The 10746-nt window shown below is 69.3% G+C and carries 9 protein-coding genes and 1 tRNA gene; 5 read left to right on the top strand and 5 right to left on the bottom strand.

All coding sequences use genetic code 11. The features are described 5' to 3' along the window. Nucleotides 1–83 precede the first annotated feature (83 nt). Together hisC and ACG3SL_RS18205 are read left to right on the top strand one after the other, a co-directional pair. Complete coding sequence (gene hisC / locus ACG3SL_RS18200) at nucleotides 84–1178, top strand: histidinol-phosphate transaminase (RefSeq protein ID WP_448662577.1); 1095 nt, start codon at nucleotides 84–86, stop codon at nucleotides 1176–1178. Then, on the top strand, nucleotides 1178–2086 hold the full coding sequence (locus ACG3SL_RS18205; RefSeq protein WP_448662578.1) for a prephenate/arogenate dehydrogenase family protein: 909 nt from the start codon (nucleotides 1178–1180) through the stop codon (nucleotides 2084–2086). The genes hisC and ACG3SL_RS18205 overlap by 1 nt, the downstream gene beginning before the upstream one ends. Before the next feature lie 338 nt (nucleotides 2087–2424). On the opposite strand, the gene ACG3SL_RS18210 is transcribed toward ACG3SL_RS18205, so the two are convergent. Genes ACG3SL_RS18210 through ftsE form a run of 4 tightly spaced genes read right to left on the bottom strand, consistent with a single transcriptional unit; the run spans nucleotide 2425 to nucleotide 5222 of the window. Continuing rightward, on the bottom strand, nucleotides 2425–3108 hold the full coding sequence (locus tag ACG3SL_RS18210) for a lysophospholipid acyltransferase family protein (protein WP_448662579.1): 684 nt from the start codon (nucleotides 3106–3108) through the stop codon (nucleotides 2425–2427). 1 nt (nucleotide 3109) lies between these two features. Next, complete coding sequence (locus tag ACG3SL_RS18215) at nucleotides 3110–3643, bottom strand: YdcF family protein (RefSeq protein WP_448662580.1); 534 nt, start codon at nucleotides 3641–3643, stop codon at nucleotides 3110–3112. Further along, on the bottom strand, nucleotides 3640–4524 hold the full coding sequence (locus ACG3SL_RS18220; protein ID WP_448662581.1) for a cell division protein FtsX: 885 nt from the start codon (nucleotides 4522–4524) through the stop codon (nucleotides 3640–3642). The genes ACG3SL_RS18215 and ACG3SL_RS18220 overlap by 4 nt, the downstream gene beginning before the upstream one ends. Next, the gene (gene ftsE, locus ACG3SL_RS18225) at nucleotides 4521–5222 is read right to left on the bottom strand and encodes a cell division ATP-binding protein FtsE (RefSeq protein WP_448662582.1); all 702 of its coding nucleotides are present in this window, start codon (nucleotides 5220–5222) and stop codon (nucleotides 4521–4523) included. The genes ACG3SL_RS18220 and ftsE overlap by 4 nt, the downstream gene beginning before the upstream one ends. A gap of 177 nt (nucleotides 5223–5399) precedes the next feature. On the opposite strand from ftsE, the gene ACG3SL_RS18230 reads away from it, so the two are divergent. Further along, nucleotides 5400–6131, top strand: a complete 732-nt coding sequence (locus ACG3SL_RS18230) for a zinc-ribbon domain-containing protein (RefSeq protein WP_448662583.1) — start codon at nucleotides 5400–5402, stop codon at nucleotides 6129–6131. Here ACG3SL_RS18230 and ACG3SL_RS18235 read toward each other — a convergent pair. Next, on the bottom strand, nucleotides 6103–7461 hold the full coding sequence (locus tag ACG3SL_RS18235) for an MATE family efflux transporter (protein ID WP_448662584.1): 1359 nt from the start codon (nucleotides 7459–7461) through the stop codon (nucleotides 6103–6105). The two genes, ACG3SL_RS18230 and ACG3SL_RS18235, sit on opposite strands and share 29 nt — an antisense overlap. Before the next feature lie 176 nt (nucleotides 7462–7637). Here ACG3SL_RS18235 and ACG3SL_RS18240 point away from each other — a divergent pair. Then, nucleotides 7638–7724 (top strand) — tRNA-Leu (locus ACG3SL_RS18240). 163 nt (nucleotides 7725–7887) lie between these two features. Further along, complete coding sequence (locus ACG3SL_RS18245; protein WP_448662585.1) at nucleotides 7888–10695, top strand: TonB-dependent receptor; 2808 nt, start codon at nucleotides 7888–7890, stop codon at nucleotides 10693–10695. Nucleotides 10696–10746 lie beyond the last annotated feature (51 nt).

Here is a 10746-nt window from a genome sequence, read left to right on the forward strand (position 1 = left end):
GGGCGGCGGGTTCAAGCCGCGTCTTGCCCGATAGGGGGCGCAGCGCTTGCCAAGCGGCGGGCATTGGGCCAATCCGCGCGGCCATGAACGCTCCCGCTCCCAAGCCCTGGATCATGGGCATCGCTCCCTATGTGCCCGGTCGCTCGACGACCGACGACGGCCGCAAGGTCGCCAAGCTCTCGTCCAACGAAAATCCGTTCGGCACCCCCGACGGCGCGCGCGCGGCCTATGTCGCGGCCGCAATGGAGCTGGAACGCTATCCCGATGCCGCCGCAGTCGAACTGCGCGATGCATTGTCGGCGCATTACGGCGTCGAGGCGGACCGGATCATCTACGGCACCGGGTCGGACGAAGTGCTCCACCTCGCCGCCGGCGCCTTTGCCGGGCAGGGCGACGAGATCATCTATGTCCGCTATGGCTTCGCGGTCTATGACATCGCGACGCGGCGCGTGGGGGCGACGCCGGTGGTGGCGCCGGACAAGGACTATGCGACCGATGTCGACGCGATCCTCGCGCGCGTCACCGATCGCACCCGCATCGTGTTCGTCGCCAATCCGAACAACCCCACCGGCACCTATACCGCGCGCGAGGAAATTGCGCGGCTCCACGCCGGGCTGCCGCGCGATGTGCTGCTGGTGCTCGACCAGGCCTATACCGAGTATCTCAGCGCCGAGGACGACGATGGCGGGCTCGAACTGGCGCGGACCCAGCCCAATGTGCTGGTCACGCGGACCTTTTCCAAGATTTTCGGGCTCGCCTCGGCGCGGGTCGGCTGGGGCTATGCCGCGCCGGCGGTGATCGATGCGATGCACCGCATCCGCGCGCCCTTCGCGTTCAGCATCGGCGCGCAAAAGGCGGCGGTCGCCGCGCTGCAGGACAAGGCGTTCGTCGAGAACAGCCGCAGCCACAATGCGCAGTGGCGCGCCTGGTTCGCCGATCAGATCGCATCGATGGGGAACAAGGGGCTGCGCGTCGTCCCCTCCAAGGCCAATTTCGTGCTGGTGCTGTTCGAAGGCGAGACCAGCGCCGAGACGGCGTACAAGGGGCTGATGGCGGCGGGCTATATCGTCCGCTGGCTGCCGGGGCAGGGCCTGCCCCACGGGCTGCGCATCACGATCGGCACCGAACCGGAAATCACCGGGCTGGCGGCGGCATTGCGCGCCATCGTGGGCGCCTGATGCTGCCCTTTGCGCGCGTCACTGTCATCGGGCTGGGCCTGATCGGCTCGTCGATCGCGCGCGGCGTGCGCCAGGCGATGCCGAGCGTGCGGGTCACCGGCTATGACGCCGATCCCGCCGTGCGCGAAACGGCAGTGCGGATCGAGTTGTGCGATGACGTGGCCGACACCGCCGGCACCGCCGTGATCGACGCCGACCTGGTGATCCTGTGCGTACCCGTCGGCGCAATGGGGCCGGTCGCGGCGGAAATTGCCGCCGACATGCCGGCCGAGGCGATCCTCAGCGACGTAGGATCGTGCAAGGAAAGCGTGGTCGAGGCCGTGCACGCCGCCGCGCCGGGCCTCATTTTCGTCCCCGCGCATCCCGTGGCGGGGACCGAGAATAGCGGGCCGGAGGCAGGCTTCGCCTCGCTGTTCCACAAGCGCTGGTGCATCATCACCCCGCCCGAGGGCACCGATCCGCTGACGACCGAGCGCGTGCTCGAATTCTGGCGCCGGCTGGGGGCGGAGGTCGAGACGATGGCCCCCGCGCACCATGATCGCGTGCTGGCGGTGACCAGCCATCTGCCGCATCTGATCGCCTATACCATCGTCGGTACGGCATCGGATCTGGAGGAAGTCACCGCGTCCGAAGTCATCAAATATTCGGCGGGCGGTTTCCGCGACTTCACCCGCATCGCTGCCTCGGACCCGACGATGTGGCGCGACGTGTTCCTCGCCAATCGCGAGGCCGTGCTCGACATGCTCCAGCGCTTTTCGGAGGACCTGTCCGCGCTCCAGCGCGCGATCCGCTGGGGCAAGGGCGACGAACTGTTCGACCTGTTCACCCGCACCCGCGCGGTGCGCCGCTCGATCATCGACCAGGGCCAGGACGACGCCCGCCCCGATTTCGGCCGCTCGCACGAGTGAGGGGCTTATTCCTCCCCCGGAGGGGGAGGGGGACCGGCGAAGCCGGTGGAGGGGTAGTCACCGCGGGCGATAACATACGATGTGGTGCATCGCGGTTTTCGGATCGTACGGAGTTATCTGTGCGGGTATGCGAAGGGCGCGAACGTGCTGCGTCTTCTTCGAGTCGTGGAACATGGGGAGACTACCCCTCCACCAGCCTGCGGCTGGTCCCCCTCCCCCTCCGGGGGAGGATCAAAGAAAGCGCCAGCCGCGCACCCTGACCACAATTGCTTCCACCAATCTCAACCGTTCGACTGATGCAAGGTCAAAGCTGAAGCGGCCCGCCTGACCCAACCCCCTCACCCGTTCAGCACATTGATCGCCGCATGCACCCGCGCCTCGATCGCATCGCGCTTCAGCCCTGCCGGGATCGGTTCGCCGAAGCGGAACGTCACCACCCCCGGCCGCATCGGGCCGACCTTGGGCCACACATGCCCGCTGTCCAGCGCGACCGGGACCACCGGCAGGCCGATCGCGCGGTATAGTCCCGCAAGGCCCGATCGCAGCGGCGGGGCCTCGCCCACCGGCGAGCGCGTGCCTTCGGGGAACAGGATCACCGATCGCCCGGCGTCGCCCGCCGCCTTGGCCTCGCGCATCATCTGGCGCAGCGCGTTCGCCGATCCGCTGCGGTCGATCACGATCACGCCATAGCGCCGCGCCGCCCATCCCCATACCGGGATGCGGGCATATTCCTGGCGCATCACGATCGCCGGCGCATCCAGCATGCGGACCAGCTCGAAGGTTTCGAAGAACGACTGGTGCTTGGCGGCATAGAGCGCGGGGCCCTGGATCGGCGCGCCCTCCACGCGGGTGCGGATGCCCATGATGTGCCGCGCGCACCAGGCGTGGAACGTCGTCCACCGAAGTACCCAGCCGCGAAAGGCGCGGTCGCCGAACAGCGCCATTACCGGCGCCAGCAGCACGATCGGCACCGACACGCCATAGAACACCGCCTTGAACAGCAGCGTACGCACACCCCTCACCTCATCCCGCTCCCAACAGCAACGCGATCCGTCGGACCAGATACTTGTGGTATTCGCGGAACAGCACCTGGAACCCGGCGGTGCTGCGCACGCCGTCGCCCAGTATCTCCACGTCGCCGCCCAGCGCGTGCGCCAGTTCCATCCGCGCGCGCGGCATGTGCCAGTCGGTGGTGACCAGCCGGATCGACTTGAAGCCGTGGCGCGCGACCCATTTCTGCGTCTCTTCGGCGTTCGAGCGGGTGTCCACCGCCTGCCACCCCAGGTCTATGCAGCAGGAGAACAGCGTGCGATCGATCTTGTACTGCACGGCGAACTCGACCGGCTTCACATCGGGATCGACGCCGCTGACCAGCATCCGCTTCGCGTCGCCGCGCGTCAGCACGGCGATGCCGCGATCGATCCGCCCCGGCCCGCCGGTGACCACGACGATCGCGTCGGTCTTGCGGTCGTCGAGCGGCTTGCCGAGCGATATCATGAAGATCGCGAATCCCAGCACCCACGCGACCACCAGCAACAGCAGCGTGCGCCAGATCACAGCGTGCGCCCCAATGCGCGCAGCACGGCAAAGCGCGCCGCCCCCGTCGCCAGCAGCGCGAAGCTTAGGGGTAGGAGCGGCAGGAGCAGCCAGTCGCGCGGCTGGAGCGCAATGCCGTTCAGCATCTCGGACCCCAGCAGGCCGAGGCGCGCCTGGAGAAGCGATGCCAGCGCGATCGCCGCGCCGGTGCCCAGCAGCCCGCCGGCCAGCGTATCGAACGCGATCCGCCGCTGGAACAGGCGGGCAATCTGGACATCGGTGGCGCCGAGCATGTGCAGCACTTCGATCGTGGCGCGGTGCGTGTCCAGCCCCGATCGCGCCGCAAGCAGCACGACGGCGGCGGTGGCGGCAGCGATCAGCAGCACCAGCCCCAGCGCCAGCCAGCTGAGCGTGGACAGGAATCCCCGCACCGGCGACAGCCATGCCGCGTGGCGATCGACGCGCGCGGCGGGCGCGATCCGGCGCGCGACCTGTTCGACCAGCGCGACGTCGCCGCCGCGCATCTCGACGTCGATCAGCGCCGGCATCGGCAGGTCGGGGTCGATGCCCGTGTCGCCCAGCCAGGGCTGGAGCAGCGCCGCCAGCCGCGCGCGATCGGCCTCCGCCACGCGCGTCACGCCGGGGATGCGCGACAATGCCGTCACCATCGCCGCCGCCGTCCGGTCGCGCGTCGCGGGATCGGGCTCGACGATCTGCACGGTCAGCCGCCCGGCCAGCTGGCGGTCGAGCTGCGCGGTGGCGCCGGCCATGCCCAGCCCCAGCGCGGCGGCCAGCACGGTGAGGAACAGCATGATCGCCATGATCCACGCCATCGCGCGGGTGCGCCCGCTCTCGTCGAGCAGCCGGCGATCGGTCGCGCTGGGATCGGGGCTCAGCTTCACGGCGCCCCCGGCGGGTTGCGCAGCACGCCCGTGGGATCGAGCAGCCGCCCGTTTTCCAGCCGCATCCGGTGCGCGTTGGGAATGCGGCTGAGCAAGTGGAAGTCGTGCGTGGCGACCACCACCGTCGTCCCCAGCCGATTGAGCGAATCGAACAGATGCAGCAGCCGCTCCGCCATGTCGGGATCGACGTTGCCGGTGGGTTCGTCGGCCACCAGGATTTCGGGGCGGACAATCACTGCGCGGGCGATGGCGATCCGCTGTTGTTCGCCGCCCGACAGCGTCGCCGGGCGGGCATTGCCGCGGTCCTCGAGCCCGACCCAGGCCAGCATCTCGCGCACCGGCGCCGCGATATCGCTTTCCGACACGCCCGCGACGCGCAGCGGCAGCGCGATATTGTCATGCGCCGACAGATGCGGGACCAGCCGGAAATCCTGGAACACCACGCCGATCCGGCGGCGAAAGCCGGGCAGCCGCTGGCGGGGCAGCGCGCCCGCATCCTCACCGAACAGCCGCACCACGCCGCGCGACGGCCGCTGGGCAAGGTAGAGCAGCTTGAGCAGCGACGTCTTGCCCGCGCCCGATGTGCCGGTGAGGAAATAGAAGGACCCGCTTTTCAGCGTGAACGAGACGTCGCACAACGTCTCCGGTCCGGTCCCGTAGCGCAGGCCGACATCCTCGAATTGAACGATATTGGCCATGCGTTCGGGCTACGCCGTTCTCCCTGTGTCCCCTGTGCGGCGGCTCCGCCATCGCACAGCCGCCCGGTGCGCTCAAGCAGTGCGTCGCATGGTGCTGCGACGGCGCTTGGCAGTGCGCCTGGATGCAGCTAGAATCGCGGCACCGGCCAGTGGGCAACCGGTTGTGAGAACGCGTAGATGATCCTGGAATGCAGTCAGTGCCGGACGCGGTACCTGGTCCCCGACACTGCGATCGGGGCCGAGGGGCGCACGGTCCGGTGCGCCAGTTGCAAGCATAGCTGGTTCCAGGCGCCGGCGGTGCTCGACCTTTCCACGCGCGCATCCCCCGATCCGGCGCCCGAAGCCGCGACCCCCGCGCCGGTGGCGGCCCCTGCCCCCGCGCCGCCTGCGCCGCGCGTGTTCGACGATGCCGCGCTCTCCAGCCCGGCGGCACCCGATTACGATCCCTTCGCGCCCCAGCCGCCGTTCAAGCCGCGCCGCAACCCGGCCCGGCGCTGGACCGCAGCGGCGCTGGTTGCCGGCGTCTCGATGCTGCTGGGCGCGGGCGCCATCCTCTATTCGGGCGCGCCGGGTCTTGCCGCGCAGTTCGGGCTGGGCATCGGCAAGGAAATCGACACGCCGCTGGTCTTTGCCGACAAGAATGTCGAGCTGCGCACCATGCCCAACGGCAGCGAAGTGTTCGCCGTGTCGGGCCGCGTGGTGAACCCCAGCGGCGACCGGCAGCATGTGCCCGACATCCGGGTCGAGCTGCGCGACGGCGCCAAGCAGCTGGTCTATAGCTGGCGGATCACCCCCGTGACGCGCGAACTGGCGCCCAAGGGCTCGGTCGAATTCAACAGTGCAAAGGTCGACATGCCCGCCAGCGCAAAGGTGGTGCAGCTCAGCTTTGCGAGCGAAATCGGCGGCTGATCCACCATAGCCGCGCGCCGTCGAGCAGCGCGGCCGCGACCATGCCCAGGCCCGAGGCGAGCACCAGCCCCAGCGCACCCATGCCGGCGTGGATGAACCACAGTCCCGCCCCGCCGGTCACGACGAAGAACGCGATGATGCCGTTGAGGCCCGCCACCACCTGGTCGCCGAGCGAGCGCAGCGCATAGACGAACACCACCTGCACGCCGTCGAACAGGATGAACGGCGCCCAGATCGGCAGCATCCACAGTGCCATGGCATGGACCGCATCGGTTGCGGGGAACAGCCCGATCACCGGCCCGGGCATGAGTACCAGCAGCGACGCGGGCAGCGCGGTCGCCAGCGCAGCCAGCACCGCCGCGATCATCGCGCGCCCGGCGGCGGCATGGGGCACGCCCTCGCCCACGGCATTGCCCACCCTCACGCCCGCCGCCGATCCCAGGCCCAGCGCCACCGCGAAGGTGACGTTGTGCACCGAAAACACGATCTGAAAGGCGTGCGCAGTGACGTCGCCCAGCCGCGTCGACAGCGCGATCAGGATCGAGAAGCCGACCAGTTCCAGCCCCGATGCGATCGCGGGCACCAGCCCGAACTTCGCCAGCCGCAATGCGCCGGCCCAGGTGGCCGGGGTCAACACCTCGCCCAGCGCGTGCACGCCGCGCGCGCGGGCACGCGGTAGCGTCCAGGCGGCGGCGACCATGCCCACCGCGCCCAGCCCCGACGCGATCGTCGTCGCCAGCGCCGCGCCGACTGCACCCAGCATCGGCAGCCCCAGATGCCCGCCCGCCAGCGCCCAGGCGAGCAGGGCGTTGACCGGCAGGATCGCCAGGTTGACCACCGTGACGCGTTGCGGGCGGCTCACCCCTTCGAGGAAGAAGCTGGCCGCGATCATGACGAGCTGGCACGGAAAGGCGAACGCCATCGCCTGTACCACGCGCCCCGCCTGCGGCGCAGTGTGCGCCGCGACGCCGAGCCCGAGCAGCAACGGCTCGGCAAAGAAGAACAGTCCCAGCGCACCGAGCAGCCCGAGCAGCAGCCCCAGTGCAAGCCCCTGATGCAGCACGCGCCCCGTCTCGCGCAGGTCGCCCGCGCCATCGGCACGCGAGACATGGACGAGCACGCCGGTCAGCGCGCCCAGCCCCATGACAATGCCCGGAAAGGTCAGCGTCCGGCTGGCGCCCAGCGCGGCGACTTCGCCCGTACCGCCGAATCCCACCACCACCACGTCGGTGACGTGCAGGATCGTCCAGTTCAGGCTGGTGAGCATCACGGGCCAGGCCAGCGCCAGGATGCGGCGCGCCTCGGCGGAAAGGGCTGGGGAGGGACGCATGGTGCCGCAGGCCTTAGAGACTTTTTGGAAGTTCGCGAAAGAGCGAATTTCAAGGCGGCGCCGGCCGGCGCAAAAGGATAATGCGGAAAGCGCTTCACGCCGCTTGCAACCCGCCTTGGCCGATGCTAGGGCCCACCGCCTTACCAGCCGCTGGGGACACCAGCGGAGTTTCACGTGCGGTCGTGGCGGAACTGGTAGACGCGCAACGTTGAGGTCGTTGTGGCCGAAAGGCCGTGGAAGTTCGAGTCTTCTCGACCGCACCATGAAACCCTGGGCGCGCGGCGGAAACGCCGCGCCGCCACCTTCCCCCGAAAATCCGATCCGCGCCGGGAAACACTGGCACAATTCTGCGACAACTGCGCTTTAGCGAGCCGGCATGGAACAGGGCCGACCCCGAAGCGGGCGGAATCAGGGTGGAGTAGCGTGATGGTGAAATGGGGATGTGCAGTGGCGGGGCTGATGGTCGGCGCGCTGCCGATGGCCGCGCATGCGCAGCAACAGCCGCCGGTCGCGCCGCAGCCCTCGGGGGCGCCGGAGGACGACTCTGCCGATTCGGACGAGATCGTCGTGCGCGGTGAAGTGCGCGGCGCGGTGCCGGGCGACATCCCGCCCGAGGTCCAGCTGTCCCCCGCCGATGTCCGCGCGTACGGCGTCGCGACGATTTCCGACCTGCTTACCGAACTCGCGCCCCAGACCGGCAGCGGGCGCGGGCGCGGCGGCGATGCGCCCGTGGTACTGCTCAACGGGCGCCGCATCTCCAGCTTCTCCGAAATCCGCGAAATCCCGACCGAGGCGATCGAGCGCGTCGACATCCTGCCCGAGGAAGTCGCGCTGAAATACGGCTATCGCGCCGACCAGCGCGTGGTGAACATCGTCCTGCGCCCCCGTTTCCGCGCGCTGACCGCCGAAGTCGTCGGCAGCATGCCGACGGCGGGCGGCAACGCCAATGGCAGCGTCGACCTGGACGTGCTCAAGATCAATCGCGAAGGCCGCATCAATTTCGATGCCCGCTACACTGCGAAATCGGGGCTGCTCGAAAGCGAGCGCGACATCATTCCCAACGGCAACGGCCTGTTCGACCCGCGCGGCAATATCGCCGGCATCAACGGCGGTGAGATTGACCCCGCGCTCAGCGCGCTGGCCGGCACGCGCGTGACGCAGGCGGCGGTGCCGGGGTCCGCCGCCGATGGCGCGGCGTCGCTCGCCGCCTTCGCGCCCGGCGCGGGCAAGCCCTACACGCCCGACATGACGCGCTATCGCACGCTGGTCGCGCCGTCGAAGCAGCTCGTGTTGAACGGCGTGTACAGCCGCAACCTCAACGCCAAGCTGACCGCGACGTTCAACGCCCGGATCGAAGCGTCGCAGAGCCGTGCGCTGCTGGGGCTGCCGACGCTGACGCTCACAGTGCCCGCGACCAACGACTATTCGCCCTTCGTCAACGACGTCACGCTCTATCGCGCGTTCGGCGATCTGCTGCCGATGGCGCGCACCAATCACAGCTTTACCACCCATGCCGGCGGCTCGCTGAACGGCGACGGGCTGCCCTGGAGCAACGACTGGCGCTGGTCGGTTACCGGCAATTACGATCGCGTCACGACGCGCAGCACGACCGATACGGGGATCGACCCCGCACCGATCCAGTCGCTGATCGACGCCAATGTCGCGTCGCTCAATCCGTTCGGGCCGATCGATACCAATCTGATCCAGCCAAGCCTGCGCGATCGGGCGCGTTCGACCTCCAGCGTCGGCGGCGTCGATGCGCTGATCAACGGACCGTTGTTCAAGGTGCCGGCGGGCAATGCCTCGACCAGCATTCGAGTCAATGCGCGGACCAGCGATTTCAGCAGCAGTTCGCTGCGCGCCGGCGTGGCCCGCGCGGGCGATGTCGGGCGCGACAGCGGCAGCGTGCAGGCCAATTTCGACTTGCCCATCGCCAGCCGCCGCCGCGCCGTGCTCGACGCGATCGGCGATCTCACGCTCAACGGCAATGTCGAGGTCGAGCAGCTGTCGGACTTCGGCACGCTGGTCACCACCGGCTATGGCGTCAACTGGTCGCCGCTCAAGCAGGTCCGTTTCCTGGTATCGGTCACCGACGAGGAAGGCGCGCCGAGCGCCAACCAGCTCGGCGATCCGACGCTGTCGACGCCCAATGTGCGCGTGTTCGATTATGTGCGCGGCCAGGCCGTGAGCGTCACCACGATCAGCGGCGGCAATCCCAATCTGGGGTCGGACAGCCGGCACGTGCTCAAGCTGGGCACCTCGGTGCGCCCGCTGGAGAGCACCGACCTGCAGTTCAGCGCCGATTACATCACCAGCACGACGAAGAACCAGATTTCGAGCTTCCCCGCCGCCACGGCGGCAGTCGAGGCGGCGTTCCCGTCGCGATTCGTTCGCGATGCGAGCGGCCAGTTGATCAGCGTGGACAATCGCCCGGTCAATTTCGCCAGCGCGGAGCGCGAGCAGCTGCGCTGGGGCGTCAATTTCTCGATGCCGCTGGCGTCCAAGCTGGAGAAGATGTTCCAGGCCCGCCGCGCCGCCCGCGATGCGGCGCGGGCCGAGGCGGAGAAGAATGGCACCCCGCTGCCCCCCGAAGGGCCCGGCGGCCCGGGCGGGCCCGGCGGCGATGGTCCGCCGCGTCCCCAGGGCGGGCTGTTCGGCGGCGGCCCCGGAGGCCCCGGCGGCGGGCCGCGTGGTCCCGGCGGCGGCTTTGGCGGGCGCGGGATGGGCGGTCCCAATGGCGCGCTGGCGGGGCGGCTCCAGTTCAGCCTGTACCACACCTGGCATTTCAAGGAGCAGGTGACGATCCGCGAAGGCCTGCCGGTGCTCGATCTTCTCAACGGCTCGGCGACCGGCAGCAGCGGCGGCCAGCCCGAGCATGAGGTCGAGGCGCAGGCTGGCATTTCCAAGGATGGCCTGGGCGCGCGGCTGATCGGCAAGTGGCAGAGCGGGACCCAGGTGGACACCGGCACCCTCGGCAGCGGCGACCAGCTCGATTTCGGCAGCCTCGCGACGTTCAACCTGCGGCTGTTCGCCGACATGGGGCAGCAGATCAAGCTGGTGCGCAAGCATCGGTGGTTGCGCGGCACCCGCATCACCTTCTCGGTCGACAACATCCTGAACACGCGGCAGCGGGTGACCAACCAGATTGGCGTCGTGCCGCTGAGCTACCAGCCCGGCCTGCTCGACCCCACCGGGCGGGCGGTGCGGCTGAGCGTGCGCAAGCTTTTCTTCTGAAAATCCGGGCGGGGGCGCAAACGCCCTCGCCCGCGCGGCCGTATTTGCGGC

It is taken from the genome of Sphingomonas degradans (assembly GCF_053502645.1).